The following is a 26,939-nucleotide window of genomic DNA, read 5'->3' as shown; positions in this document are numbered from 1 at the left end:
TCGGGGCGACCCTCCGCCTTGCGATCGCACGCACCAGACGCCGCCGGGCCTGCCCTTCGGGCAGACGACGCTACTTTCGAAACACGCCCTAGCCGCGAGGGGCTCGCCCAGGGGCTCGCCCAGGGGCTCGCCCAGGGGCTCGCCCAGGGGCCCGTCCGCCACCAGGTCGCCCGGCCGCCGTCGGTGCACGAGGCGGGCGGGTCCCGGCGCGTCTCAGTAGCCGAAGTCCTGCGTCCACCAAGGGCCGCCGGAGCCGAGGTGCACGCCGACGCCCAGGGTCTTGAAGTCGCAGTTGAGTATGTTGGCGCGGTGACCGGGGCTCTTCATCCAGGCCTCCATCACCGCCGCCGCGTCGGCCTGGCCGCGGGCTATGTTCTCGCCGCCGAGGTCGGATATGCCGGCCTTCCCGGCGCGGTCCCACGGGGTCGCGCCGTCCGGGTCGGTGTGGTCGAAGAAGCCGCGCGCCGCCATGTCCTGGCTGAACCTCTGGGCGAGGTCGGCCAGCGAACTGTTCGCGGAGACGGCGCTGCAGCCGACCTTGGCCCGTTCCTCGTTGACGAGCTTCAGCACCTCGGCCGCGGCCTGGATCTCCGCCGAGACCGTCACCGGTGACGACTTCGCCGGGGCCTTCGTGGCCACCTTGGAAGGGGTCTTCTCCGGCTTCTTCGTCGGCGTCGTGGCGCTGGGCTTCTCGGTGGTCGCCGATGCGCTCGGCGACGCCTTCGAGGCCGACGGGGAGGGCGTGGCCGAGGTCGGGGCGGAGGCCGAGGGCGGGGCGGGGCGGCCGGCGTCGCGGCTGGTCGACGTACTGTCGCGGTCGGTCTCCGCGGAGCCGGAGGTGCCGCCCTGCTCGGAGGCCGAGTTGGTGGGCGAGTCGGCGGCCTGGACCCGGTCGCCCGCGCCACCGCCTCCGCCCAGCCGGTAGCTGTCGAGGCCGGGCACCACACCCGTGGCCACCGCGACCGTGCCGAGGGCGACCGCCGCGGACATCCCGAGCAGGCCGGTCCTGACCGGCGTCACGGCCTTCCGCTTGCGACGGCGACCCGCACCGCCGCGACCACCGGCACCGTGTGCCGAGCCGCGGCCCGGCGTGAAGCCGTCGGTCGCGAAGCCGTCCGACGTGAACCCGTCCGACGTGAACCCGTCCGGAACGAATCCGTCCGAAGCGAAGACCGCGGTGTCCTCGGCGGCCGCGCGGCCTTCCTCCGGAGCGAACAGGTACTCCTGGCTCCGGGCGACCGTCTCGGCGTACGCCTCCGGGTTCAGGTAGGGCGCGATGCCCATGGTGGGGTGGTCGCCGCCGTACACGTCCCGCCGTGAGCGGCCCTCCGGGCGCGAGCCGTCGGTGTGGCCGGCCGCCGTGGCGCGGCCGGCGGCGGAGCGTCGGTGGCGTCCCATGTTCTGGCCTTCCTCGTCCAACTGGTCCGGGCGGAGTCCCCGGTCTCCCGGTGCCCGCGGGGCTCCCGTGGTCGACCGGCGCCGATGGGGCGCATGACTCCTCATGGTCGACCTGACCCACTCGAACGAGTGAGTTTCATATGAGATTCATTGGGTGGGGACGGTACCGCATGCCGCTGGGGGAGGAAGTGTCCCGAGTGACATTGCCTGGTTAGGTTGCCTCCATGAGCGAGGATGTACGGCTGGTCGCCTGGGTGCGCGGACGCGTCCAAGGTGTGGGTTTCCGCTGGTTCACGCGGGCGAAGGCGCTGGAGATCGGCGGCCTGAGTGGTTTTGCTCTCAATTTGGCCGACGGACGGGTCCAGGTGGTCGCCGAGGGCTCCCGGAAGGGCTGCGAAGAACTGCTCGACTGGCTCCAGGGCGACGACACGCCCGGCCGCGTGGACGGAGTCACAGAGATATGGGACACACCTCGCGGCGGCTACGACGGCTTCGCGATCCGCTGACGATCGCGCGCGAAACAGCCCCGCCGACACGGAGGCGAGTGCCTCCGGCAGCCGCGCCCGACAGAAAGAGGCAGGTGGTGCCGAGAATCGCTTGCGTCGGCAGGCTCCGCACGCAAGGATGATCGCCACGCCCCGAGGGTCCCTAGGAGTCGTCGCGCCGCCGTTCCGCGCCGCGCACGCAAGGGTTGCCCGCCGATACGGGGCGTGATCGTGTTGACCGTCAAACTTTTTGGTGAGACGCTGAAAGCACCCCCCGCACCTAGCTGTTTGGCATGGATGAACGGCAACACCAGCAAGATCCGGTCAACACCGCGGGTGCGAATCCCTCACGACCCACACCGCTTCGGTCGGTCACTCATTGTGGAGGACCATCCATCATGGCAAAGGCGCTTCTCGGTTACGTCGGCGGCTCCGACCCGCGACTCCTCGCCGAGATGCGACGGCTCCAGCAGCGCGTCCAGGACCTGGAAAACGAGCTCGGACGGATCCAGGCCGAGAACGACGCTCTGACGGCTGCCGCGTCTCACGACAGGTTCATGGAGAGCATCGACGCACACCAGGCGGAGCCTGCGCTCACCTGACCGCTGCACTGCTCCACAACAGCAAACGCAGTGGTCGGGCGGCTCATGAAACCGCGTCGGACCGCTAAGTCTGCAAGAGAGTCTGCAAGGGACGCTTCGGCGTCCCTTCTTTCTTCCCCCGTGCGTCCTTTCAGCGCTTTCCCGTCTGGTCTGCCCTGCGTCCTCCCGGGTGAAACCGCGGGTTCATGGAGTGAGACATCGCCGGGCGGTAAAGTCCAGCGGCGTGCACCTCAAGGCCCTGACCCTCCGAGGGTTCAAGTCGTTCGCTTCCGCGACCACACTCCGGTTCGAGCCGGGCATCACGTGTGTCGTGGGACCCAACGGCTCGGGCAAGTCCAACGTCGTGGACGCGCTCAGCTGGGTCATGGGCGAGCAGGGCGCCAAGTCGCTGCGCGGCGGCAAGATGGAGGACGTCATCTTCGCCGGCACCACCGGCCGCCCCCCGCTGGGCCGCGCCGAGGTGTCCCTCACCATCGACAACTCCGACGGTGCCCTGCCCATCGAGTACGCCGAGGTCACCATCACGCGGATCATGTTCCGCAACGGCGGCAGCGAGTACCAGATCAACGGCGACACCTGCCGGCTCCTCGACATCCAGGACCTGCTGTCCGACTCCGGGATCGGCCGCGAGATGCACGTCATCGTCGGCCAGGGCCAGCTCGACTCCGTGCTGCACGCCGACCCCATGGGCCGCCGCGCGTTCATCGAGGAGGCCGCCGGCGTCCTCAAGCACCGCAAGCGCAAGGAGAAGGCGCTCCGCAAACTGGACGCGATGCGGGCCAACCTCGCGCGCGTGCAGGATCTGACGGACGAACTGCGCAGACAGCTCAAGCCGCTGGGCCGGCAGGCCGCCGTCGCCCGCCGCGCCGCCGTCATCCAGGCCGACCTGCGCGACGCCCGCCTGCGCCTCCTCGCCGACGACCTCGTACGGCTGCGCGAGGCGCTCACCGCGGAGATCGCCGACGAGGCCGCCCTCAAGGAACGCAAGGACGCCGCCGAGCGGGAGCTGCGCGAGGCCCTCCGGCGTGAGGCCCTGCTGGAGGACGAGGTCCGGCGGCTCGCCCCCCGGCTCCAGCGGGCCCAGCAGACCTGGTACGAGCTGTCCCAGTTCGCCGAACGCGTCCGCGGCACGGTCTCGCTGGCCGACGCCCGCGTGCAGAGCGCGACCTCGGCGCCGGTCGACGAGCGGCGCGGCCGCGACCCCGAGGACCTTGAGCGCGAGGCCGCCCGCGTCCGCGAGCAGGAGGCGGAGCTGGAGGCCGCCCTCGAAGCGGCCCGGTACGCCCTCGACGACACCGTCTCCCACCGCGCCGACCTGGAGCGGGAGCTGGCGGTCGAGGAACGGCGGCTGAAGGACGTCGCCCGCGCGATCGCCGACCGGCGCGAGGGACTCGCCCGGCTGCACGGTCAGGTCAACGCCGCCCGTTCCCGCGCCGCCTCCGCCCAGGCCGAGATCGACCGCCTGGCCGCCGCCCGCGACGAGGCGCAGGAACGGGCGGTCACGGCGCAGGAGGAGTACGAGGCCCTGAAGGCGGAGGTCGACGGGCTGGACGCGGGCGATCAGGAACTGGGCGAGCGGCACGACGAGGCCAAGCGGCGGCTCGCCGAGGCCGAGACCGCCTCGACCGCCGCCCGCGAAGCGGTCACCGCGGCCGAACGCAGGCGTGCCGCCACCCAGGCCCGCCACGACACCCTCGCCATGGGCCTGCGCCGCAGGGACGGCACGGGCGCGCTCCTCGACGCGAAGGACCGCCTCACCGGCCTGCTCGGCCCCGCCGCGGAACTCCTCAGCGTCGCCCCCGGACACGAGGTCCCGCTCGCCGCGGCCCTCGGCGCCGCCGCGGACGCCGTCGCCGTCACCACCCCGTCCGCCGCAGCCGAGGCCCTCCGCCTCCTGCGCAGACAGGACGCGGGCCGGGCGGCACTCCTGCTGGCGGGCGCACCGCAGGAGCCGCCCGCAGGGCCCGCCACCGCAGATCCGGAGCGTGGCGCCGCCGAGGGACTGGTGGGTACGGAACCGTCGTCGGGCCGGGACGAGGGGCCGGGGGCGCCGGGTACCGGCACCGGCCCGGCGGAGCACCCCGGCACCGGACCCGCCGGCAGCACGCCGGCCCCGGCCGGAGCCACGGACGTCGACGCCGGCGGGGGTGCTTCCGCCGCCGTGCCGCCGGCCGCCGTCGACGGGACCGCCCGCGCCGGGGTCGTGAGGCCCACCGCGGCCGGCCACCTCCTCGCCGCCGACCTGGTCCGTGCCCCCGCCGAGCTGATGCCCGCCGTACGGCGGCTGCTGCGGGGCGTGGCCGTCGTCGGGACGCTGGAGGACGCCGAGGAACTCGTCCACGCGCGGCCCGAACTGACCGCCGTCACCGCCGAGGGGGATCTGCTCGGCGCGCACTTCGCGCAGGGCGGGTCCGCCGGGACGCCCAGTCTGCTGGAGGCGCAGGCCTCCGTCGACGAGGCCGCCGCCGAACTGGAGGAGCTGGCGGTGCGGTGCGAGGAGCTGGCCGAGGCCCAGCGGGCGGCGGGGGAGCGGCGCCGGGAGTGCGCCGCGTCGGTCGAGGAGCTGGGGGAGCGGCGGCGGGCCGCCGACCGGGAGAAGTCGGCCGTCGCCCAGCAGCTCGGGCGGCTCGCCGGGCAGGCGCGCGGTGCCGCGGGGGAGGCCGAGAGGTCCGCCGCCGCGGCCGCCCGTGCGCAGGACGCGCTCGACCGGGCCGTGACGGAGGCAGAGGAGCTCGCCGAGCGGCTGGCCGTCGCCGAGGAGATGCCGGTGGAGGAGGAGCCCGACACCTCCGTGCGGGACCGGCTCGCCGCCGACGGGGCGAACGCGCGGCAGACCGAGATGGAGGCACGCCTCCAGGTCCGCACGCACGAGGAGCGGGTCAAGGGGCTCGCCGGGCGGGCGGACTCCCTGGACCGCGCCGCGCGGGCGGAACGTGAGGCACGCGCGCGTGCCGAGCGGCGCCGGGCCCGGCTACGGCACGAGGCCGCCGTCGCGGGGGCCGTCGCCGCCGGTGCGCGGCAGTTGCTCGCGCACGTCGAGGTGTCGCTCGGCCGGGCCGAGCGGGAGCGGGTCGCCGCCGACGCCGCCAAGGCGCGCCGGGAGCAGGAGCTGGCCGCCGCGCGGACCACCGGGCGCGACCTCAAGGCGGAACTCGACAAGCTGACGGACTCGGTCCACAGGGGAGAGGTGCTCGGCGCCGAGAAGCGGCTGCGGATCGAGCAGCTGGAGACGAAGGCGCTGGAGGAGCTGGGCGTCGAGCCGGCGGGGCTGGTCTCCGAGTACGGTCCGCACCAGCCGGTGCCGCCCTCGCCGCCCGCCGAGGGCGAGGCGCTGCCGGAGGACCCCGAGGACCCGCGCAACCAGCCCCGGCCCTTCGTCCGGGCGGAGCAGGAGAAGCGGCTGAGGGCGGCCGAACGCGCGTACCAGCAGCTCGGCAAGGTGAATCCGCTCGCCCTGGAGGAGTTCGCCGCGCTGGAGGAGCGCCATCAGTTCCTCAGCGAGCAGTTGGAGGACCTGAAGAAGACGCGCGCCGACCTTCTTCAGGTGGTGAAGGAGGTCGACGAGCGCGTCGAGCAGGTCTTCACCGAGGCGTTCCGCGACACCGCCCGTGAGTTCGAAGGCGTGTTCGGCCGCCTGTTCCCGGGTGGCGAGGGACGGCTGATCCTGACCGACCCCGACAACATGCTCACCACGGGGGTGGACGTCGAGGCCCGGCCGCCCGGAAAGAAGGTCAAGCGGCTCAGCCTGCTCTCGGGCGGCGAGCGGTCGCTGACCGCGGTCGCGATGCTCGTGTCGATCTTCAAGGCCCGGCCCAGCCCCTTCTACGTCATGGACGAGGTGGAGGCGGCCCTCGACGACACCAACCTCCAGCGGCTGATCCGGATCATGCAGGAGCTCCAGGAGTCCTCGCAGCTGATCGTGATCACGCACCAGAAGCGCACGATGGAGATCGCCGACGCCCTCTACGGCGTGTCCATGCAGGGCGACGGTGTGTCGAAGGTCATCTCGCAGCGCCTTCGCTGAAACAGCGTGCGGTCTGCATCTAGTGTGACCAGCGTCTTTTCAAGTCTTCAAGAAGTAAACGCAAGCCGTAGATCATGTGGGGGAAAGCTCACAGCTGCCGAACCATTGACTTCGAAACTTGAAGGCATAGTCTCTGCAGCGTTGCTTTTGCCTTCAGGTGTGAGTGGTGTTGTTTCGCATGCCACGGGAACCCTCACCTGAAACGGCTCGCCCCCCCACGCCCGGCAGCGCTGCCGGGTGGCCCGAGGAGAACACGTGACCAGCACAGCGCAGGCACCTCAGCCAGGAGCCAGGACGGCTCACCCCGATCATCTCGGGCACGTCGTCTTCATCGCCGCGGCAGCCGCGATGGGCGGCTTCCTCTTCGGCTACGACAGCTCGGTCATCAACGGTGCCGTCGAGGCCATCCGGGGCCGCTACGACGTCGGCTCCGCGGCCCTGGCCCAGGTCATCGCCATCGCCCTGATCGGCTGTGCCATCGGCGCCGCGACCGCCGGCCGCATGGCCGACCGCATCGGCCGCATCCGCTGCATGCAGATCTCCGCCGCGCTGTTCACGATCAGCGCCGTCGGCTCGGCGCTGCCCTTCTCGCTGTGGGACCTCGCCTTCTGGCGGGTCGTCGGCGGCTTCGCCATCGGAATGGCCTCGGTCATCGGCCCGGCCTACATCGCCGAGGTCGCCCCGCCCGCCTACCGCGGCCGCCTCGGCTCCTTCCAGCAGGCCGCGATCGTCATCGGCATCGCCGTGTCGCAGCTGGTCAACTGGGGTCTGCTCAACGCCGCCGGCGGCGACCAGCGCGGCGAGATCATGGGCCTCGAGGCCTGGCAGGTCATGCTCGGCGTCATGGTGATCCCGGCCGTCCTGTACGGCCTGCTCTCCTTCGCGATCCCCGAGTCCCCGCGCTTCCTGATCTCCGTGGGCAAGCGCGACCGGGCCCGGGAGATCCTCATGGAGGTCGAGGGCGAGGACGTCGACTTCGACGCCCGGATCGCCGAGATCGAGCACGCCATGAACAGCGAGCACAGGTCCAGCTTCAAGGACCTGCTCGGCGGCTCCTTCTTCTTCAAGCCGATCGTCTGGATCGGTATCGGCCTGTCGGTCTTCCAGCAGTTCGTCGGCATCAACGTCGCGTTCTACTACTCCTCGACGCTGTGGCAGTCGGTCGGCGTCGACCCGACGGACTCGTTCTTCTACTCCTTCACCACGTCGATCATCAACATCCTCGGCACCGTGATCGCGATGATCTTCGTGGACCGCGTCGGCCGCAGGCCGCTCGCCCTCATCGGCTCCGTCGGCATGGTGATCGGCCTGGCCCTGGAGGCCTGGGCGTTCTCCTTCGACCTGGTCGACGGCAAGCTGCCCGCCACCCAGGGCTGGGTCGCCCTGATCGCCGCCCACGTCTTCGTCCTCTTCTTCGCCCTGTCGTGGGGCGTGGTCGTGTGGGTCTTCCTCGGCGAGATGTTCCCCAACAAGCTCCGCGCCGCCGCGCTCGGCGTGGCCGCCGCCGCCCAGTGGATCGCCAACTGGGCCATCACCGCGAGCTTCCCGTCCCTGGCCGACTGGAACCTCTCCGCGACCTACGTGATCTACACGGTCTTCGCCGCGCTCTCCATCCCGTTCGTCCTCAGGTACGTCAAGGAGACGAAGGGCAAGTCGCTGGAGGAGATGGGCTGAGCCTCGTACCGAGGCCCCTGGACTCGAGGAGACGGGCCAAGTCCCCGCTGCCCTTCTCCTCGACACCCGTGAGGCGTGCCGCCCCGGCTCACCCGATGAGCCGGGGCGGCACGCTCGCGCGGAACAGCCGCAGACCGCGGCGGCCCTCCTCCAGGTCATGCCGCCCGCCGGCGCGGCGGACGCAGGACGAGACCACGGCGGGCCGGACCGTCCTCCGGCTCGACCCCGACGGCCTGTGCCGGCCCGCCGCGCACTGCCGCGCCGAGGACGCGCCCGCCGAGGTCGAGGAGCGCTGTCCGCGCCTGCGGTTCCGGGCGCGATCCGCGCTGCACAAGAGCAAGCTGATCGGCTGAGGAACGGGCGGGCCGTCACCCGCCCCGGACGAGGGGGTCACGCATACTGGCGTTGTTATGGAAACCGTCATCCTTGCTGTAGTCATCGCCGTGGTCGTGCTCGTCGCGCTCGGCGGGCTCATCGTCGGCAGCCGGCGGAAGAAGCCGCTGCCGCCGCCGCCCCCGGCCGCGCCCGACATCACCGCGCCTCCGGCCGAGCCGCACGTCGGCGACGAGGCCGAGACGCCGCGCGAAGAACCACGCCGCACGATCGAGGAGGTGGACCTCGGCGGCGGCGCACCCACCGCCGTCGAGGAGCCTCCCGTTGTCGAGGCTCCCCGGATCGAGATCCCGGAGCCCACCGCGGGGCGGCTGGTCCGCCTCCGCGCCCGACTCTCCCGCTCCCAGAACGCCCTCGGTCAGGGCCTGCTCACGCTGCTCTCGCGCGAGCACCTCGACGAGGACACCTGGGAGGAGATCGAGGACACCCTCCTCACCGCCGACGTCGGCGTCATGCCCACCCAGGAGCTGGTCGAACGGCTGCGCGAGCGCGTGAAGGTGCTCGGCACCCGCACGACCGACGAACTGCGCGGCCTGCTGCGCGACGAGCTGCTCAAGCTGATCGGCACCGAGGTCGACCGCACCGTGAGGACCGAGCCCGAGGGCCGCAAGCCCGGCATCGTGATGGTCGTCGGCGTCAACGGCACCGGCAAGACCACCACCACCGGCAAGCTCGCGCGCGTGCTCGTCGCCGACGGCCGTACGGTCGTCCTGGGCGCCGCCGACACCTTCCGCGCCGCCGCCGCCGACCAGCTCCAGACCTGGGGCGAGCGCGTCGGTGCCCACACCGTGCGCGGTCCCGAGGCCGGTGATCCCGCCTCCGTCGCCTTCGACGCGGTCAAGGAGGGCAAGGAGATGGGGGTCGACGTGGTCCTCATCGACACCGCCGGCCGACTGCACACCAAGACCGGCCTCATGGACGAGCTGGGCAAGGTCAAGCGGGTCGTGGAGAAGCACGCCCCGCTCGACGAGGTGCTCCTCGTCCTCGACGCCACCACCGGGCAGAACGGCCTCGTGCAGGCCCGGGTGTTCGCCGAGGTCGTCGACATCACCGGCATCGTGCTGACCAAGCTCGACGGCACGGCCAAGGGCGGCATCGTGATCGCCGTCCAGCGCGAGCTGGGCGTGCCGGTCAAGCTCATCGGGCTCGGCGAGGGCGCGGACGACCTGGCGCCGTTCGAGCCGGAGGCGTTCGTCGACGCTCTCATCGGCGAGTGACCGGGGACCCCGACGCGGTAACCGGTGACGAAGAAGCGCCCGCCCCCCGAGGTGCAGTCGGGGGACGGGCGCTTCGCTGTGTACGCCGTGATCCTGATCCGCGCTGCCCAGCCACTTGCTCGGCCGGGCCGGGCCGGGCCGCGCCGCTCGGCCGGAGCTAGGCGCGTGACCGGTGTGCCACGTACGCCAGCGTGCCCAGCAGCAGCCGGGCCGCCGGGGGCCTGGTCGCCGAGTCCAGCGCCGGCGGGCGCAGCCAGCGCACCGGGCCGAGGCCGCCGCGGTCGGAGGGCGGCGCCGTGATGTACGTACCGGGACCGAGGCCGCGCAGGTCGAGGGAGGCCGGGTCGTCCCAGCCCATGCGGTAGAGCAGGCCGGAGAGGTCGGCGGCGGCGCCGGGGGCGACCAGGAACTGGGCGCGGCCCTCGGGGGTGGCGGTCACCGGTCCGAGCGGGAGGCCCATGCGCTCCAGGCGCACCAGCGCGCGAAGCCCGGCCGCCTCGGCCACCTCGATCACGTCAAAGGCGCGGCCGACCGGCAGCATCACGGCGGCGCCGGGGAAGTCCGCCCAGGTTCTCGTCGCGTCGTGGAGGGTGGCGCCGGCCGGCACCCGGGGCGCGAAGTCCAGGGGGTGCGCGCCGGGTCGGCGGCAGTCACCGCGGCCGCAGGAACAGGCGCCGGCCGCGGCGCGCGCGCCCGGCACCACATCCCAGCCCCACAGTCCGGTGAACTCGGCGACCGCGGTGCACTCGGACGAGCGACCGCGCCTGCGCGTGCCGGAGCGGATCTCGCGGATGCCGCCGATCGTGAAGCCCATGCCCCCTCCAACGGGTCCGGCGCGCCGATGGTTACGCAGCGGACGCACGAAGTGACTCTGCGTGCTGACGCCTTCCCGCTGCTGCCCGTTCCAGACAGCGCCTGGAGGCGTCCGGGGTGGTGTGGCGGGCGGCGCGCGCCCCTGAGTGCACCGTTCCGCCCGCCCCGACCGTCCTCTGTCAAGTGAATCGCCTGCGCGCCACCGTGAGTTCATTCGTAGGGGTGGCGAATGGTGGCGTTTCCGGGACCGCCGTGGCTGGAGGCGTGATCGTAGGACTACTTTGAGTGTGCGAGGCCCGTGGGCGCATGCCCATGCGGGTATGCCGGAGGCAAGTCGGCTTCCTGTTCGAAGGGTGAGAACCGCCGGACGGCGGGCCGTATTTACCGGCATTCTGATAAGGCTTGGCGCATCAGAGCGACAAGTGGTCTCAGGGATGGGGGCGTTCCAGTGGGCGGCAACGGCGAAGGCGGGACGGGCGCGGGGAGCGCCGTGCACGCGGACAAGCGCCCGAACGGCCTGCTCGCTTCCTGGTTCGTGCGCAGCGGCTGGTCGAAGGGCGAACTCGCCCGTCAAGTCAACCGCAGAGCACGCCAGTTGGGCGCCAATCACATCTCCACCGACACGTCACGCGTGCGCCGCTGGCTGGACGGCGAGAACCCCCGCGAGCCGATCCCCCGCATCCTGTCCGACCTGTTCTCCGAGCGGTTCGGCTGCGTCGTCTCCGTCGAGGACCTCGGCCTGCGCACCGTGCGCCAGGCACCCTCCGCGACCGGCGTCGACCTGCCCTGGACCGGCCCGCAGACGGTGGCCCTGCTCAGCGAGTTCTCGCGCAGCGACCTGATGCTGGCGCGGCGCGGCTTCCTCGGATCCTCGCTGGCCCTGTCCGCGGGCCCCACCCTCATCGAGCCCATGCAGCGCTGGCTCGTCCCCTCCCCGCCCGCCGCGTACGAGGACACCGACTCCCTCCCGACCAGCCGCGCCCGCGGCCGGCTCTCCCGGCCCGAACTGGAGCTGCTGGAGTCCACCACCGCCATGTTCCGCCAGTGGGACGCCCAGTGCGGCGGCGGACTGCGCCGCAAAGCGGTCGTCGGCCAGCTCCACGAGGTGACGGAACTCCTCCAGGAACCGCAGCCCGAGGCCACCGGCAGGAAGCTCTTCAAGGTCGCCGCAGAACTGGCCGAACTGGCCGGGTGGATGTCGTACGACGTGGGGCTCCAGCCCACCGCGCAGAAGTACTTCGTCCTCGCGCTGCACGCCGCCAAGGAGGCCGGTGACCGCCCCCTCGGCTCGTACGTGCTGTCCAGCATGAGCCGGCAGATGATCCACCTCGGCCGGCCCGAGGACGCCCTGGAGCTGATCCACCTCGCGCAGTACGGCAGCCGGGACTGCGCGAGCCCGCGCACCCAGTCGATGCTGTATGCGATGGAGGCCCGCGCCTACGCCAACATGGGCCAGCCCGGCCGGTGCAAGCGGGCCGTCAGGATGGCCGAGGACACCTTCGCCGACGCCGACGACTGGGACGAGCCCGACCCCGACTGGATCCGCTTCTTCTCCGAGGCCGAGCTGTACGGCGAGAACTCCCACTCCTACCGCGACCTGGCCTACGTGGCCGGCCGCAGCCCCGCGTACGCCTCGCTGGCCGAGCCGCTGATGCAGAAGGCCGTGGACCTCTTCGCCAAGGACGGCGAGCACCAGCGGTCCTACGCGCTCAACCTCATCGGCATGGCCACCGTGCATCTGCTGCGCCAGGAGCCCGAGCAGAGCGCCGTGCTCGCCGAGCAGGCCATGAAGGCGGCGAAAAAAGTGCGCTCCGAGCGGGTCAACACTCGTATCCGAAAGACCGTCGACACGGCCGTCCGCGACTTCGGGGACCTCACCGAGGTCGTCGATCTCACCGACCGGCTCGCCGTGGAGCTTCCGGAGACCGCGGAGGCGGTCTGAGACCCGGCGAAACCCCTGGACCCCGGCCGCGGCCGGCCTTCCCGAACCGCCCGACTCGGCTCCCCCGTGCCAGGTCATCGGAAGGCCGACCGCGGCCGGTTCGTGTTGCCCCGAAGAAGGTTGCGCCACGATAACGATCCACTCGGGGAGCATCAGCCAGTTCATCGAGGCGTAACGCGCGAGGTGCCTTCGTCACGGCGGCGAAACAACGAGGGGCGTCCACCGAAACGGCGCTGCGTCAATCTCATGGCGCATAACCGGCCCACCCCTCAATCCCGCTCTGGCTTCGCCCGCACGGGGCCGTACCAACGACGAGGAGACGCCGATGGCACCAGCCATCACGCTTGCGGCGGACGCACCCACGCTGTCGTCCGCGAACACAGGCTTCATGCTCATCTGTTCCGCCCTGGTGATGCTCATGACCCCGGGCCTGGCCTTCTTCTACGGAGGCATGGTCCGCGTCAAGAGCACCCTGAACATGCTGATGATGAGCTTCATCAGCCTGGGGATCGTCACCGTCCTGTGGGTGCTCTACGGCTTCTCCCTCGCCTTCGGCACCGACTCCGGCTCGCTCATCGGCTGGAACTCCGACTGGGTCGGCCTCAGCAACATCGGCCTGACGGAGCTGTGGGACGGCTACACCATCCCGGTCTTCGTCTTCCTGGTCTTCCAGCTGATGTTCGCCATCATCACGCCCGCCCTGATAAGCGGAGCGCTCGCGGACCGCGTGAAGTTCTCCGCCTGGGCACTGTTCATCACCTTGTGGGTCACGATCGTGTACTTCCCGGTCGCCCACTGGGTGTGGGGCGCCGGCGGCTGGGCCTTCGAGCTCGGCGTGATCGACTTCGCCGGTGGCACGGCCGTGCACATCAACGCCGGTGCCGCGGCCCTCGGCGTGATCCTGGTCATCGGCAAGCGCGTCGGCTTCAAGAAGGACCCGATGCGCCCGCACAGCCTCCCGCTGGTCATGCTCGGCGCCGGTCTGCTGTGGTTCGGCTGGTTCGGCTTCAACGCCGGTTCGTGGCTCGGCAACGACGACGGCGTCGGCGCGCTGATGTTCGTCAACACGCAGGTCGCCACCGCCGCCGCCATGCTGGCCTGGCTGATCTACGAGAAGATCCGCCACGGCGCGTTCACCACGCTGGGCGCCGCCTCCGGCGCCGTCGCCGGCCTGGTGGCCATCACGCCCTCCGGCGGTGCGGTCTCCCCGCTCGGCGCGATCGCCGTCGGCGCCATCGCCGGTGTCCTGTGCGCCATGGCCGTCGGCCTGAAGTACAAGTTCGGCTACGACGACTCGCTCGACGTGGTCGGCGTTCACCTGGTCGGCGGAGTCGCCGGCTCCCTGCTGATCGGCTTCTTCGCCAGCGGCAAGGGCCAGTCCGACGTCCAGGGCCTCTTCTACGGCGGCGGTCTCGACCAGTTCTGGAAGCAGTGCGCCGGTGTCTTCGCGGTCCTCGGCTACTCGCTGGTGGTCTCCGCCGTCCTCGCCTTCCTGCTCGACAAGACGATCGGCATGCGGGTCCCCGAGGACGACGAGGTGGCGGGCATCGACCAGGCCGAGCACGCCGAGACCGCGTACGACTTCAGCGGTGCGGGCGGCGGTGCCGCCCGGACCAACGTCACGGGCCCGGTGGCCGACACTGCCAGCAAGAAGGTGGACGCATGAAGCTCATCACCGCCGTCGTGAAGCCGCACCGGCTCGACGAGATCAAGGAAGCCCTCCAGGCCTTCGGCGTCCACGGCCTCACGGTCACCGAGGCCAGCGGTTACGGTCGTCAGCGGGGACACACCGAGGTCTACCGCGGTGCCGAGTACACGGTCGACCTCGTCCCCAAGATCCGCATCGAGGTGCTGGTCGAGGACGACGACGCCGAACAGCTGATCGACGTCATCGTCAAGTCGGCCCGCACCGGCAAGATCGGTGACGGCAAGGTCTGGTCCCTCCCGGTCGAGACCGCCGTGCGGGTCCGCACCGGCGAGCGCGGCCCGGACGCGCTCTGACAGAAGAACGGAACAGGAGCCACTGGGTGACGAGTACGGACATGCGCAAGGATGCAGAGGACTCGGGACCCAGCGGCTATGCGGCGGCCCGGCTGCGTCTCCTCACCGAGGGGGCGCGGTCCGGGCCGCCGCGCCGTTCCGCCCTCTCCGAACTGACCGACGACTGGCTGGCCGGCCTGTTCACCGCCGGCAGCGAGGAACTGCGGGGCGTCTCCCTGGTCGCCGTCGGCGGCTACGGCCGCGGCGAGCTGTCCCCACGCAGCGACCTCGACCTCCTCCTGCTGCACGACGGCGCCGAACCGCAGGCGGTCGCCGCCCTCGCCGACCGCCTCTGGTACCCCGTCTGGGACCTCGGCCTCGCCCTCGACCACTCCGTCCGCACCCCGGCCGAGGCCCGCAGGACCGCCGGCGAGGACCTCAAGGTCCAGCTCGGCCTGCTCGACGCCCGCCACCTCGCGGGCGACCTGGGACTGACGGCGGGACTGCGGACGGCCGTACTGGCCGACTGGCGCAACCAGGCGCCCAAGCGGCTGCCCGAACTCCAGGAACTGTGCGCCGAGCGCGCCGAACGCCAGGGCGAGCTGCAGTACCTGCTGGAGCCCGACCTCAAGGAGGCCCGCGGCGGCCTGCGCGACGCCACCGCGCTGCGCGCCGTCGCCGCCTCCTGGCTCGCCGACGCGCCCCGCGAGGGCCTCGACGACGCCCGGCGCAGGCTCCTCGACGTCCGCGACGCCCTGCACCTGACGACCGGCCGCGCCACCGACCGGCTGGCCCTCCAGGAACAGGACCAGGTCGCCGCCGAACTGGGCCTCCTCGACGCCGACACCCTGCTGCGCCAGGTGTACGAGGCCGCGCGCGTCATCTCGTACGCCAGCGACGTCACCTGGCGCGAGGTGGGGCGCGTGCTCAGATCGCGCTCGATGCGGCCCCGGCTGCGCGCCATACTGGGCGGCGGCAAGCCCGCGCCCGAGCGGTCGCCGCTGGCCGAAGGGGTCGTCGAGCAGGACGGCGAGGTGGTGCTCGCCCGTGCGGCACGCCCCGAACGCGACCCCGTGCTGCCCCTGCGCGCCGCGGCCGCCGCCGCCCAGGCCGGCCTCCCGCTGTCCCTGCACGCGGTACGGCGCCTCGCCGCGACCGTGCGCCCCCTTCCCACGCCCTGGCCCGCCGAGGCCCGCGAACAGCTCGTCACCCTGCTCGGTTCGGGACAGCCCACCGTCGAGGTCTGGGAGGCGCTGGAGGCCGAAGGGCTGATCACCCGGCTGTTGCCCGACTGGGAACGGGTGCGCTGCCGCCCCCAGCGCAACGCCGTGCACATCTGGACCGTCGACCGGCACCTCATCGAGACCGCCGTGCGCGCCTCCGAGTTCACCCGCCGCGTCAGCCGCCCCGACCTGCTGCTGGTCTCCGCCCTGCTGCACGACATCGGCAAGGGCTGGCCCGGCGACCACTCCGTGGCCGGCGAGATCATCGTCAAGGACGTGGCCGCCCGCATCGGCTTCGACCGCACCGACGTGGCCGTCCTGTCCACACTCGTACGCCACCACCTGCTGCTCGTGGAGACGGCCACCCGCCGCGACCTGGAGGACCCCGCCACCGTCCGCTCGGTCGCCGAGGCCGTCGGTTCCCAGGGCACCCTGGAACTGCTGCACGCCCTGACCGAGGCCGACGCGCTGGCCACCGGCCCGGCCGCCTGGTCCACCTGGCGCGGCTCGCTCGTGGCCGACCTGGTCAGACGCGTCTCGGCGGTGCTCGCCGGGGACGTCCCCGAGGAGCCCGAGGCCGCCGCGACCACCGCCGAACAGGAACGGCTCGCCATCGAGGCGGTCGCCACCGGCGGCCCCGTCCTGTCACTGCGCGCCCAGACCGAGCCCCCGGCCGACCCCGTGGACCGGCCGGCCGGTGACCCCGAGCCGCTCGGCGTGGAACTGCTCATCGCCGTACCCGACCAGCCGGGCGTGCTGCCCGCGGTGGCCGGTGTGCTCGCCATGCACCGGCTGACCGTGCGCACGGCGGAGCTGCGGGCGCTGGAGCTGCCGTCCGGCGTCGAGGGATCCGTCCTGCTGCTGAACTGGCGGGTCGCCGCGGAGTACGGCTCACTGCCCCAGGCCGCCCGGCTCCGCGCCGACCTGGTCCGCGCCCTGGACGGCTCCCTGGACATCGCGGGCCGCCTCGCGGAACGCGACGCGGCCTACCCCCGGCGCCGGGGCGTGGTCGCGCCCCCGCCGCGCGTGACCGTCGCCCCGGCGGCCTCCCACCTGGCCACCGTGATCGAGGTGCGCGCGCAGGACGCGCCGGGCCTGCTGTTCCGGATCGGGCGGGCACTGGAGGACGCGGGCGTGCGGATGCGCAGCGCGCACGTCAGCACGCTGGGCGCGAACGCGGTGGACGCGTTCTACGTCACCGGCCACGCCGGCAGCCCGCTCCCCGGCGACGAGGCGGCCTCCGTGGCACGGAAGCTGGAGGAGATGCTGCGGGGATGACCCGGGCGTCCCCGGGCGCCGGACCGGGTGTTCCCGCCAGGGCGGGGGCGCCCCGCGACGCCTGCGCGAGCGGGCCCGCACGCTCCGCCGTCCCCGCGGCGCACGACGCGCGACGCCGTTTCCGCCCGCCGGACGCGGCGGGCGGGGACGCGTGGACGCCTCGGGTGGGACGACTGTCTTGCGCGGCCGGATACCCTGGAAGACGCTCACACTGCCCCCGACTCCGAGGACCGACGCCGCCGTGTTCGATACTCTCTCCGATCGCCTCTCAGCGACCTTCAAGAATCTGCGCGGCAAGGGGCGTCTGAGCGAGGCGGACATCGACGCCACCGCGCGCGAGATCCGCATCGCCCTCCTCGAGGCCGACGTGGCGCTGCCGGTCGTGCGGACGTTCATCAAGAACGTCAAGGAGCGTGCCCTCGGCGCCGAGGTCTCCAGGGCGCTGAACCCGGCCCAGCAGGTACTGAAGATCGTCAACGACGAACTCGTCACCATCCTGGGCGGCGAGACCCGGCGCCTGCGCTTCGCCAAGACCCCGCCCACCGTGATCATGCTGGCCGGTCTCCAGGGCGCGGGCAAGACCACCCTCGCGGGCAAGCTCGGCCACTGGCTGAAGGAGCAGGGTCACTCGCCGCTGCTCGTCGCCGCCGACCTCCAGCGCCCCAACGCCGTCAACCAGCTCAGCGTCGTCGCCGAGCGGGCCGGCGTGGCCGTCTACGCGCCGCAGCCGGGCAACGGCGTCGGTGACCCGGTCCAGGTCGCCAAGGACTCCATCGACTTCGCGAAGTCCAAGGTCCACGACATCGTGATCGTGGACACCGCCGGCCGGCTCGGCATCGACGCCGAGCTGATGCAGCAGGCCGCGGACATCCGCGACGCCGTCTCGCCCGACGAGATCCTCTTCGTCGTCGACGCGATGATCGGCCAGGACGCCGTCAACACCGCCGAGGCCTTCCGCGACGGCGTCGGCTTCGACGGCGTGGTGCTCTCCAAGCTCGACGGCGACGCCCGCGGTGGTGCCGCCCTGTCGATCCGGCAGATCACCGGCAAGCCGATCATGTTCGCGTCGAACGGCGAGAAGCTCGACGACTTCGACGCGTTCCACCCGGACCGGATGGCCTCCCGCATCCTCGACATGGGTGACCTGCTCACCCTGATCGAGCAGGCGGAGAAGACGTTCAGCCAGGAAGAGGCCGAGAAGATGGCCTCCAAGCTGGCGTCCAAGAAGGGCCAGGACTTCACCCTGGACGACTTCCTGTCCCAGATGGAACAGGTCAGGAAGATGGGGTCGATCTCCAAGCTGCTCGGCATGCTGCCGGGCATGGGCCAGATCAAGGACCAGATCCAGAACATCGACGAGCGCGACGTCGACCGTACGGCCGCGATCATCAAGTCCATGACCCCGGGCGAGCGCCAGGACCCGACGATCATCAACGGCTCGCGCCGCGCCCGTATCGCCAAGGGCTCCGGTGTCGAGGTCAGCGCCGTGAAGGGCCTGGTCGAGCGGTTCTTCGAGGCCCGCAAGATGATGTCCCGCATGGCCCAGGGCGGCGGGATGCCGGGCATGCCGGGGATGCCGGGCATGGGCGGCGGTCCCGGCCGCGCCCGGAAGCAGCCCAAGAAGGCCAAGGGCAAGCAGCGCTCCGGCAACCCGATGAAGCGCAAGCAGCAGGAGCAGGAGGAGGCCGCCCGCAGGGCCGCCGGGGCCCAGGGCGGCGCCCTCGGCCTGCCGGGCCAGCAGGCCGGCCAGGACTTCGAGCTCCCCGACGAGTTCAAGAAGTTCATGGGCTGATCACGGCCGTACGGCGTCGGGGGCGCCCCTCCTCGGGAGGGCGCCCCCTTCGCATGCCCTCTCGTGCCGAGACGCGGGTGCTCCCTTCGCGTTCCCCGCGGGTGCTGACGGCCGTGGTGTGTCGTAACGTCCCGATATGACCAACGCTGCGCCGCCACGGAAGTCGCCCGACAAGCCCTGGCGCACCGAGGGCGCCCCGGAGGAGCCGCCGAAGCCGCCGTCGGGCGGACGACGGCTGCGCGGCGGCTGGTGGAGCCTGATCCTCGCCGCGCTGGTCGTCTTCCTGATCGCGCTGCTCGTGCTGTCGCTCTACAACAAGGGCGACGAGGCGACGATCTCCTACACCGAGTTCAGCAAGCAGGTCGACGCCGGCAACGTCAGCAAGATCTACGCCAAGGGCGACGCGATCCAGGGGCAGCTCAGGAAGGAGCGGGACAACCCGCAGGGCGGCGGCGGGTACACCAAGTTCCGCACCGAGCGGCCGACCTTCGCGGACGACCCGCTCTGGGACCACCTGACCGAGCACGACGTCACCGTCACCGCCGAGCCGGTCGTCCGCCAGCGCAGCCTTCTCGCCAATCTGCTGATCGCGCTCGCCCCGATGGTGCTGCTCGTCGCCGTGTGGGTGTTCATCGCCCGGCGGATGCGCTCGGGCTTCGGCGGGGCGGGCGGCATGCTGGGCCGCAAGGCGCCGCCCCGGCCGGTCGAGCTGGAGCCGGGGCAGGAACGGACGACCTTCGACGACGTGGCCGGCATCGACGAGGTCGCGGGCGAGCTGAGCGATGTCGTCGACTTCCTGAAGAACCCCGACGCCTACCGCAGGATGGGCGCCAAGATGCCCCGCGGCGTGCTGCTCGCCGGCCCGCCCGGCACCGGCAAGACGCTGCTCGCGCGGGCGGTGGCCGGGGAGGCGGGGGTGCCGTTCTTCTCCGCGTCGGCGTCCGAGTTCATCGAGATGATCGTGGGCGTCGGAGCCTCCCGGGTGCGGGAGCTGTTCGCGGAGGCCCGCAAGGTGGCCCCGTCGATCATCTTCATCGACGAGATCGACACCATCGGCCGGGCCCGCGGCGGCGGCTCGGCCATGGGCGGTCACGACGAGCGCGAGCAGACCCTCAACCAGATCCTGACCGAGATGGACGGCTTCTCCGGCTCCGAGGGCGTGATCGTCCTCGCCGCCACCAACCGCGCCGACATCCTGGACCCGGCCCTCACCCGGCCGGGCCGCTTCGACCGGATCGTTAACGTCTCGCCCCCCGACCGCGGCGGCCGTGAGGCGATCCTCGCGATCCACACCCGGGAGATCCCGCTCGCCCGGGACGTGGACCTCGCCCAGGTGGCCCGTACGACCCCGGGCATGACCGGCGCCGAGCTGGCCAACCTCGCCAACGAGGCGGCGCTGCTCGCCGTCAGACGGGGGCAGGACCAGGTGACCCGGAGCGACCTGTCGGAGGCGCTGGAGAAGGTGCAGCTCGGCGCGGAACGCTCCCTGGTGATGCCCGAGGAGGAGCGGCGCAGGACGGCGTACCACGAGAGCGGGCACGCCCTGCTGGGGATGCTCCAGCCCGGCGCCGACCCGGTCCGCAAGATCACCATCGTGCCGCGCGGCCGCGCCCTCGGCGTGACCCTGTCGACGCCGGACGCCGACCGGTACGCGTACACGGAGGAGTACCTGCGCGGCCGGGTCATCGGCGCGCTCGGCGGCATGGCGGCCGAGCACGTCGTCTACGACATGATCACGACCGGTTCCGAGAACGACCTGGAACAGGTCACCGGCATCGTGCGCGGCATGGTCGGCCGCTGGGGCATGAGCGAGCGCGTCGGCCGCATGTCGGCCCTGCCCGGCGACGCCCAGCAGGCCTACGGGCTCTCCGCCGCACCGCAGACCCTCGACGCCATCGACGACGAGATGCGGCGCGTCGTCGACGAGTGCTACGAGGAGGCCTGCCGCAAACTCCGCGACCACCGGGGCCAGTTGGACGCCCTCGCCCGGGCGCTGCTGGAGAACGAGACGCTGGACGAGGCGGACGCGTACCGCATCGCGGGCATCACCAGGCTGACCAAGGACACCGAGACGTAGCACCCGCGGCACGAGGGTCCGGCGGGTCCGGGGTCGCAGGGAGCCGGGGTCTCAGGGGACCCGGGCGATCAGGTACCGGAAGACGTTCGGCATCCACACCGTGCCGTCCGCCCGCCGGTGGGGGTGGAGCGCCTCGGTCACCTCCTTGTCCACCTGTGCCCGGTCCGTCGCGGAGATCGCCGCGTCGAACAGGCCCGTGGACACCAGGCCCTTGAGGGCGCTGTCCACGTCCGCGTACCCGAACGGGCAGGCCACCCGGCCGGAGCCGTCGGGCCGGAGGCCGGCCCGCTGGGCGACCTCCTCCAGGTCGTCGCGCAGCGCCGGGCGCCAACTCCCCGCCGCCCGCAGCGGATCGGCCAGCCTGGTGGCGACCCGCAACACGGACGAGGTCGCGCAGCGCTCCGGCGGACCCCAGCCCACCAGCACCACGGGCGCTCCGCGCTCGGCCAGCGGGGTGGCGGCCGCGAGCAGCTCGCCGAGCCCCTCCGAGTCGCCCGCGAGGCATCCGATGGGCTCGAAGGCGGTCACCAGGTTGTACGCGGGCGTCTTCGCGTCGGCCGCGTCGCCGGGGGAGCCCTCCACGAGGCGCGTGCCGCCCCCCGCGCGCGTGCCGCCCGCCTCCGGAGTCAGGCGCTGCCGGGCGAGGGCCAGCCGCTCCGGGGCCCGCGCCTCGACGCCGGTGAGGACCGCGCCTCTGGAGGCCGCCATCAGCAGGGCCAGCCCGGAACCGCAGCCGAGGCCCAGGAGACGGGTGCCGGACCCCACTCCCAGGCGCTCGTAGACGGCCTCGTAGAGCGGAACCAGCATCCGCTCCTGGATCTCGGACCAGTCACGCGCGCGTGCACCGCGGTCGATGCAGAGCGCGGGCCCCGCATGAGGCAGGTGCTCCCGCACGAGCGTAGGTGTCATGGATAAGCGCCCCAATCCGCCGAGAGTTTGCCGCAGTACCCGTTCAGGTGGCCCCCGTCAGTGCGCCCGCACTCCCTCCCGTATGCCAGGTAACTCCCCACTCGACCCCGCGTCCAGGGGTTGTGGAAGCCCGCTTGCGCGCCGCCCGCGCGTGTGGCGAGATTTCACGTCCCGGCAACGTGGACCCGTACCATCGCGCCATGGCAAAGGCCCCCGTTCTCACCCCGCGGGCGGACGACTTCCCCCGCTGGTACCAGGACCTGATCGCCAAGGCGGAACTGGCCGACAACGGACCGGTGCGCGGCACCATGGTGATCCGGCCGTACGGGTACGGGCTGTGGGAGCGGATGCAGGCGGAGATGGACGCCCGGATCAAGGAGACGGGCACCCGGAACGCGTACTTCCCACTGCTGATCCCGCAGTCCTCCCTCGCGCGCGAGGCCGACCAGGTCGAGGGCTTCGCCCCCGAGCTGGCCGTGGTGACCCGCGGCGGCGGCAAGGAGCTGGAGGAGCCCGCGGTCGTCCGGCCCACCTCCGAGACGATCGTCAACGAGTACTTCGCGAAGTGGGTGCAGAGCTACCGCGACCTGCCGCTTCTCATCAACCAGTGTGCCAACGCGGTGCGTTGGGAGCTGCGGCCCCGGTTCTTCCTGCGCACCACGGAGTTCCTGTGGCAGGAGGGCCACACCGCGCACGCCACGTACGAGGAGGCCCGGGACTTCGCCGCGCGCGTCCACCGCCGGGTCTACGAGGACTTCATGGTGAACGTCCTGGCCATGGACGTGGTGCCCGGCCGCAAGACCGCCGGGGAGCGGTTCGCCGGCGCGATCAACACCCTGACGCTCGAAGGCATGACGGGCGACGGCAAAGCCCTCCAGATGGCCACCAGCCACGAGCTGGGCCAGAACTTCGCCAAGGCCTTCAACACCTCGTTCCTGTCGAAGGACGGCGGGCAGGAGCTGGTCTGGCAGACCTCCTGGGGCTCGACGCCCCGCATGATCGGCGCCCTGGTGATGATGCACGGCGACGACCACGGGCTGCGCGTCCCGCCCCGGCTGGCCCCGGTCCAGGCCGTCGTCCTCGCGATCAAGGGCGACGAGGCGGTTCCGGCCAAGGCCCGCGAGGTCGGCGACCGCCTCAGGGCGGCCGGGATCCGCGTCCACGTCGACGACCGCACCGACATCCCGTTCGGGCGGCGCGCGGTCGACTGGGAGCTGAAGGGCGTCCCCGTCCGCGTCGAGATCGGCCCGCGCGACCTGGAGAACGGCACGGCGATGCTGGTCCGGCGCATCCCCGGGGGCAAGGAGCCGGTCGCCCTGGACGCACTGGCCGGCCTGCTGCCCGCCGTTCTGGAGGATGACCAGGCGCTGCTGCTCGGCCAGGCCCGCGAGCGCCGCGCGTCGCGCACGACGGACGTGTCCACGCTCGGAGAGGCCGTCGAGGTGGCCACCGCCGGCGGCTGGGCCCGCATTCCCTGGGCCACCCTCGGCGAGGACGGTGAGAACGCGCTGGCGGAGCACGCGGCGACCGTACGGTGTCTGGTCGCCGAGGACGGGTCGGTGCCCGAGGCCGAGGACGCGCCCGGTAACGTCGCCGTCGTCGCGCGCGCCTACTGAGTCGACGCCCTCCGCTCCGAGAGCGACCGAAACGTCTCTTGCGCCTCGGCCGGACCCTCTCTCCCCGGCCGTGGACATGACACGGAGTGAGGGGCGTACGTGGCGCTACGCACCGGCTTGGTAGGAGCTGTGAGGCTTCTCCGCAGATCAGCGCACCCGCCCTCGTCAGGACGCATCAGAGGCAACTGACGGGTACGTGCAAATTATTTGGGATGCCCCGGAATCGGAACACAGCGGCACCCCCGCTCGTTGTCATTACGTGAGCACGACACAGACACCACCTGTTCTCGCCGCAGAGCTGGCACAGGCGTGGGCCGACATTCAGCGGTACCACCCCGAGCTGCCGGACCTTGCCGCGCCAGAGTCACTGATCGGGGAGTCGTCGTCCGCCTGCGGTCACGAGCTCTCCTTCGAGCGACTGCTTCATGAGGCAGTCCATGGCATCGCCGCCGCCCGCGGAGTCCGCGACACCTCCCGCGCCGGCCGCTACCACAACCGCCGGTTCCTCGCGATCGCCGAGGAGCTGGGCCTGGACCATCCCGAGGAACCGCATCCCAGCAGCGGCTTCTCGCTGGTGGTCCTCAACCCCGAGGCCAAGCGGCGCTACCGCCCGACCATCGAGCGCCTTCAGAGGGCCCTCAAGGCCCATGTGGTCGCCACCACCGCCGAGACGACCCGTGCCTTCCGCGGCCCGGCAGCCCGGCACGGCTCCTCCGGTGGCGGCGTCCGCGTCAAGGCCGTCTGCGACTGCGGACGCAACGTCCGGGTCGTTCCGTCGGTCCTGGCCCAGGCCCCGATCGTGTGCGGCGGCTGCGGCAAGCCGTTCCGCATCCCGGAGGTCATGGGCGCGGCGTAACCGCGGGCGTGGACGCACCGGCATCTCGTGGCTGCCGGTTCGACAGGCGGCGCGGGGAGCCGTCACCCGACGGCACCCCGCGGCGCAGCGCGCACCCGACGTACGGCCGTCGCGGCGCCGGGTGCTTCCGCGGCATGCCCTGCCGCACCCGCGGCTCAGGAGGGCCCGCGAGGTGTGGCAGAATGGTCAGCTGTACTCGACAGCCGCATAGGACCCCTCTCTCCTCCGGCTGACGCGTCCATCGGGCACTCGGGTACCGCAACCCCACGCGGCAATCTCGCCGTGCCCAACCACGTCAATCCAGGAGAACTCACTCCCGTGGCAGTCAAGATCAAGCTGAAGCGTCTGGGCAAGATCCGTGCGCCTCACTACCGCATCGTCGTCGCCGACTCCCGTACCCGTCGTGACGGTCGTGCGATCGAGGAGATCGGCAAGTACCACCCGACGTACCACCCGTCGGTCATCGAGGTCGACGCCGACCGCGTGGCCTACTGGCTGGGTGTCGGCGCGCAGCCGACCGAGCCCGTGCTCGCCATCCTGAAGAAGACCGGCGACTGGCAGAAGTTCAAGGGCGAGCCCGCCCCGGCTCCGCTGCTCGTCGCCGAGCCGAAGAAGGCGCGCCCGTCGTTCGAGGCCCTCGGTGGCGAGGACACGGGCAAGGGTGAGGCCATCACCCAGAAGAAGAAGGCTGAGAAGAAGGACGAGGCCGCGGCTGAGTCCGAGTCGACCGAGGCCTGAGCAGCATGCTCGAAGAGGCGCTTGAGCACCTCGTGAAGGGCATCGTCGACAACCCTGACGATGTGCAGGTCGCCTCGCGCGACCTGCGCCGCGGGCGGGTGCTCGAGGTCCGGGTCCACCCGGACGACCTCGGCAAGGTGATCGGCCGCAACGGCCGCACCGCACGCGCCCTGCGCACTGTCGTGGGCGCCATCGGCGGCCGCGGTGTCCGCGTCGACCTCGTCGACGTCGACCACGTCCGCTGACGCATCAGCAGCACCGGCTCGGGCCGGGGAGGGCCACTGGGCCGTCCCCGGCCCGCAGTCGTTACGGCGGGCGCACACGAACGCCAGGCATGACAGGCATGACAGGTACGACAGGTACGACAGGTACGACAGGAGATCTTCGACAGTGCAGCTCGTAGTCGCACGGATCGGCCGCGCCCACGGCATCAAGGGCGAGGTCACCGTGGAGGTCCGCACCGACGAGCCGGAACTGCGGCTCGCCCCCGGCGCCGTACTGGCGACGGACCCCGCCGCCAAGGGTCCGCTCACGATCGAGACCGGCCGGGTGCACAGCGGCCGTCTCCTCCTGCGCTTCGAGGGGGTCACCGACCGCACGGCGGCCGAGGCCCTGCGCAACATCCTCCTGATCGCCGAGGTGGATCCCCGGGAGCTCCCCGAGGAGGAGGACGAGTACTACGACCACCAGCTCATGGACCTGGATGTGGTGACGAAGGACGGCGTCGAGGTCGGCCGCATCACGGAGATCTCGCACCTGCCCTCCCAGGACCTCTTCATCGTCGAGCGGGCCGACGGGAGCGAGGTGATGATCCCCTTCGTCGAGACGATCGTCGTCGAGATCGACCTGGAGGAGCAGCGGGCGGTCATCGACCCGCCACCCGGCCTGATCGACGACCGCGCCGAGATCGCCTCCGCGCGCGACGAGGACGGGACCGCCTCCGCACCGGACGAGCAGGCGCGAGAGCACGCCGACGGGACCGGGGACGGCTCCTGATGCGCCTCGACGTCGTCACGATCTTCCCCGAGTACCTCGACCCGCTGAACGTCTCCCTGGTCGGCAAGGCCCGCGCGCGTGGACAGCTGAACGTCCGGGTGCACGACCTGCGGCAGTGGACGTACGACCGCCACAACACCGTCGACGACACCCCCTACGGCGGCGGCCCCGGCATGGTCATGAAGACCGAGCCGTGGGGCGCCGCCCTCGACACCGTCCTCGCCGACGGCTACGAGCGGGGCGCGCACGCCCCCGCGCTCGTCGTCCCCACCCCGAGCGGCCGGCCCTTCACCCAGGAACTCGCCGTCGAACTCTCCGAGCGGCCCTGGCTGATCTTCACCCCGGCCCGCTACGAGGGCATCGACCGGCGCGTCATCGACGAGTACGCCACCCGGATCCCCGTCTACGAGGTCTCCATCGGCGACTACGTCCTGGCCGGCGGCGAGGCTGCCGTCCTGGTCGTCACGGAGGCCGTGGCCAGGCTGCTCCCCGGCGTGCTGGGCAACGCCGAGTCCCACCGCGACGACTCCTTCGCGCCCGGCGCCATGGCCTCCCTCCTGGAGGGCCCCGTCTACACCAAGCCGCCCGCCTGGCGGGGCCGGGAGATCCCCGAGGTGCTGCTCAGCGGCCACCACGGAAAGATCGCACGCTGGCGCCGCGACGAGGCCCTGCGGCGCACCACGGCCAACCGGCCCGACCTGATCGAACGCTGCGATCCCCGGGCCTTCGACAAGAAGGACCGCGAGATGCTCTCCATCCTGGGCTGGTCACCCGACCCCGAGGGTGAGCCGTACGGCCGATTTTGGCGCAGGACCGACGGCGTGGAAGAATAGGTCGCTGTTGTGCGCAGTCCGGCGTGCGCCCCTGCCACGGGGGGACACGACGCCCGCCCCGACGCGCACCACTCCCCTTCAGAACTCCTAGTT

The 26,939-nt window shown here is 72.0% G+C and carries 21 protein-coding genes; 18 read left to right on the top strand and 3 right to left on the bottom strand.

The genetic code is table 11. The annotated features are described in order from the left end of the window. Nucleotides 1-213 precede the first annotated feature (213 nt). Complete coding sequence (locus AB0N31_RS20870; RefSeq protein ID WP_366059861.1) at nt 214-1,398, bottom strand: CAP domain-containing protein; 1,185 nt, start codon at nt 1,396-1,398, stop codon at nt 214-216. Nucleotides 1,399-1,622: 224 nt separating this feature from the next. Here AB0N31_RS20870 and AB0N31_RS20865 point away from each other — a divergent pair, with 224 nt between their 5' ends. The 6 genes from AB0N31_RS20865 to ftsY all read left to right on the top strand — a co-directional run bounded on the left by AB0N31_RS20865 (nt 1,623) and on the right by ftsY (nt 9,793). Then, nucleotides 1,623-1,904 (top strand): acylphosphatase, encoded by a 282-nt coding sequence (locus AB0N31_RS20865; protein ID WP_366059860.1) that lies wholly within the window; start codon nt 1,623-1,625, stop codon nt 1,902-1,904. A 377-nt stretch (nt 1,905-2,281) separates the two neighbouring features. Beyond that, nucleotides 2,282-2,485, top strand: a complete 204-nt coding sequence (locus tag AB0N31_RS20860; protein WP_073491170.1) for a hypothetical protein — start codon at nt 2,282-2,284, stop codon at nt 2,483-2,485. Between the two features lie 223 nt (nt 2,486-2,708). Further along, complete coding sequence (locus AB0N31_RS20855; protein ID WP_366059859.1) at nt 2,709-6,509, top strand: AAA family ATPase; 3,801 nt, start codon at nt 2,709-2,711, stop codon at nt 6,507-6,509. A 255-nt stretch (nt 6,510-6,764) separates the two neighbouring features. Continuing rightward, entirely contained in the window at nt 6,765-8,183 is a 1,419-nt protein-coding gene (locus tag AB0N31_RS20850; RefSeq protein ID WP_366059858.1) for a sugar porter family MFS transporter, read from the top strand. A gap of 95 nt (nt 8,184-8,278) precedes the next feature. Continuing rightward, the gene (locus AB0N31_RS20845; RefSeq protein WP_366059857.1) at nt 8,279-8,536 is read left to right on the top strand and encodes a hypothetical protein; all 258 of its coding nucleotides are present in this window, start codon (nt 8,279-8,281) and stop codon (nt 8,534-8,536) included. 57 nt (nt 8,537-8,593) lie between these two features. After that, entirely contained in the window at nt 8,594-9,793 is a 1,200-nt protein-coding gene (gene ftsY / locus AB0N31_RS20840; protein ID WP_366059856.1) for a signal recognition particle-docking protein FtsY, read from the top strand. A 157-nt stretch (nt 9,794-9,950) separates the two neighbouring features. Here ftsY and AB0N31_RS20835 read toward each other — a convergent pair whose 3' ends face one another. Then, complete coding sequence (locus tag AB0N31_RS20835) at nt 9,951-10,607, bottom strand: bifunctional DNA primase/polymerase (protein WP_366059855.1); 657 nt, start codon at nt 10,605-10,607, stop codon at nt 9,951-9,953. Between the two features lie 447 nt (nt 10,608-11,054). Here AB0N31_RS20835 and AB0N31_RS20830 point away from each other — a divergent pair, with 447 nt between their 5' ends. From AB0N31_RS20830 to ftsH, 6 genes are all read left to right on the top strand, one after another. Next, nucleotides 11,055-12,548, top strand: coding sequence for a hypothetical protein (locus AB0N31_RS20830; RefSeq protein WP_366059854.1), 1,494 nt, complete (start codon nt 11,055-11,057; stop codon nt 12,546-12,548). Nucleotides 12,549-12,873: 325 nt separating this feature from the next. Further along, nucleotides 12,874-14,214: an ammonium transporter gene (locus tag AB0N31_RS20825; protein ID WP_366059853.1), complete on the top strand. Its 1,341-nt coding sequence runs from the start codon at nt 12,874-12,876 to the stop codon at nt 14,212-14,214. Continuing rightward, entirely contained in the window at nt 14,211-14,549 is a 339-nt protein-coding gene (locus tag AB0N31_RS20820; RefSeq protein ID WP_366059852.1) for a P-II family nitrogen regulator, read from the top strand. Before AB0N31_RS20825 ends, AB0N31_RS20820 begins: the two co-directional genes overlap by 4 nt. Nucleotides 14,550-14,575: 26 nt before the next feature. After that, nucleotides 14,576-17,029, top strand: a complete 2,454-nt coding sequence (locus tag AB0N31_RS20815; RefSeq protein ID WP_366059851.1) for a [protein-PII] uridylyltransferase — start codon at nt 14,576-14,578, stop codon at nt 17,027-17,029. Nucleotides 17,030-17,270: 241 nt separating this feature from the next. Then, the gene (gene ffh, locus AB0N31_RS20810) at nt 17,271-18,821 is read left to right on the top strand and encodes a signal recognition particle protein (protein ID WP_366059850.1); all 1,551 of its coding nucleotides are present in this window, start codon (nt 17,271-17,273) and stop codon (nt 18,819-18,821) included. Between the two features lie 136 nt (nt 18,822-18,957). Beyond that, entirely contained in the window at nt 18,958-20,898 is a 1,941-nt protein-coding gene (gene ftsH / locus AB0N31_RS20805; protein ID WP_366059849.1) for an ATP-dependent zinc metalloprotease FtsH, read from the top strand. A gap of 51 nt (nt 20,899-20,949) precedes the next feature. On the opposite strand, the gene AB0N31_RS20800 is transcribed toward ftsH, so the two are convergent. Then, nucleotides 20,950-21,807 carry an SAM-dependent methyltransferase gene (locus AB0N31_RS20800; protein WP_366059848.1) on the bottom strand — a complete coding sequence of 286 codons (858 nt, stop codon included), beginning with the start codon at nt 21,805-21,807 and terminating at the stop codon, nt 20,950-20,952. Between the two features lie 200 nt (nt 21,808-22,007). Between AB0N31_RS20800 and proS the strand changes: the two genes are divergently transcribed. The 6 genes from proS (at nt 22,008) to trmD (ending at nt 26,846) form a co-directional block, all read left to right on the top strand. After that, nucleotides 22,008-23,423, top strand: a complete 1,416-nt coding sequence (proS, locus tag AB0N31_RS20795; protein WP_366059847.1) for a proline--tRNA ligase — start codon at nt 22,008-22,010, stop codon at nt 23,421-23,423. A gap of 259 nt (nt 23,424-23,682) precedes the next feature. Beyond that, entirely contained in the window at nt 23,683-24,279 is a 597-nt protein-coding gene (locus tag AB0N31_RS20790) for a hypothetical protein (protein WP_366059846.1), read from the top strand. Nucleotides 24,280-24,597: 318 nt separating this feature from the next. Beyond that, nucleotides 24,598-25,017 (top strand): 30S ribosomal protein S16, encoded by a 420-nt coding sequence (rpsP, locus tag AB0N31_RS20785; RefSeq protein ID WP_363092124.1) that lies wholly within the window; start codon nt 24,598-24,600, stop codon nt 25,015-25,017. 5 nt (nt 25,018-25,022) lie between these two features. Further along, on the top strand, nt 25,023-25,262 hold the full coding sequence (locus tag AB0N31_RS20780) for an RNA-binding protein (RefSeq protein ID WP_005479813.1): 240 nt from the start codon (nt 25,023-25,025) through the stop codon (nt 25,260-25,262). A gap of 145 nt (nt 25,263-25,407) precedes the next feature. After that, on the top strand, nt 25,408-26,013 hold the full coding sequence (gene rimM, locus AB0N31_RS20775) for a ribosome maturation factor RimM (RefSeq protein ID WP_366059845.1): 606 nt from the start codon (nt 25,408-25,410) through the stop codon (nt 26,011-26,013). Next, complete coding sequence (gene trmD / locus AB0N31_RS20770; protein WP_366059844.1) at nt 26,013-26,846, top strand: tRNA (guanosine(37)-N1)-methyltransferase TrmD; 834 nt, start codon at nt 26,013-26,015, stop codon at nt 26,844-26,846. The genes rimM and trmD overlap by 1 nt, the downstream gene beginning before the upstream one ends. Nucleotides 26,847-26,939: the final 93 nt, after the last annotated feature.

This window comes from Streptomyces sp. NPDC051051 (assembly GCF_040682975.1).
In the GTDB taxonomy this organism is placed as follows: domain Bacteria; phylum Actinomycetota; class Actinomycetes; order Streptomycetales; family Streptomycetaceae; genus Streptomyces.
Note: the sequence above shows the minus strand (reverse complement) of the source record. Positions and strands in the feature narration are given on the sequence as shown.

What these genes read in the sequence shown, in the direction of transcription:
- ftsH (WP_366059849.1), top strand. Translation starts at nt 18,958, where the DNA reads ATGACCAACGCTGCGCCGCCACGGAAGTCGCCCGACAAGCCCTGGCGC.
- AB0N31_RS20825 (WP_366059853.1), top strand. Translation starts at nt 12,874, where the DNA reads ATGGCACCAGCCATCACGCTTGCGGCGGACGCACCCACGCTGTCGTCC.
- ftsY (WP_366059856.1), top strand. Translation starts at nt 8,594, where the DNA reads ATGGAAACCGTCATCCTTGCTGTAGTCATCGCCGTGGTCGTGCTCGTC.
- AB0N31_RS20845 (WP_366059857.1), top strand. Translation starts at nt 8,279, where the DNA reads ATGAGCCGGGGCGGCACGCTCGCGCGGAACAGCCGCAGACCGCGGCGG.
- AB0N31_RS20800 (WP_366059848.1), bottom strand. Translation starts at nt 21,807, where the DNA reads ATGACACCTACGCTCGTGCGGGAGCACCTGCCTCATGCGGGGCCCGCG.
- AB0N31_RS20820 (WP_366059852.1), top strand. Translation starts at nt 14,211, where the DNA reads ATGAAGCTCATCACCGCCGTCGTGAAGCCGCACCGGCTCGACGAGATC.
- AB0N31_RS20835 (WP_366059855.1), bottom strand. Translation starts at nt 10,607, where the DNA reads ATGGGCTTCACGATCGGCGGCATCCGCGAGATCCGCTCCGGCACGCGC.
- AB0N31_RS20870 (WP_366059861.1), bottom strand. Translation starts at nt 1,398, where the DNA reads ATGGGACGCCACCGACGCTCCGCCGCCGGCCGCGCCACGGCGGCCGGC.
- AB0N31_RS20865 (WP_366059860.1), top strand. Translation starts at nt 1,623, where the DNA reads ATGAGCGAGGATGTACGGCTGGTCGCCTGGGTGCGCGGACGCGTCCAA.
- proS (WP_366059847.1), top strand. Translation starts at nt 22,008, where the DNA reads ATGGCAAAGGCCCCCGTTCTCACCCCGCGGGCGGACGACTTCCCCCGC.
- AB0N31_RS20860 (WP_073491170.1), top strand. Translation starts at nt 2,282, where the DNA reads ATGGCAAAGGCGCTTCTCGGTTACGTCGGCGGCTCCGACCCGCGACTC.
- AB0N31_RS20780 (WP_005479813.1), top strand. Translation starts at nt 25,023, where the DNA reads ATGCTCGAAGAGGCGCTTGAGCACCTCGTGAAGGGCATCGTCGACAAC.
- trmD (WP_366059844.1), top strand. Translation starts at nt 26,013, where the DNA reads ATGCGCCTCGACGTCGTCACGATCTTCCCCGAGTACCTCGACCCGCTG.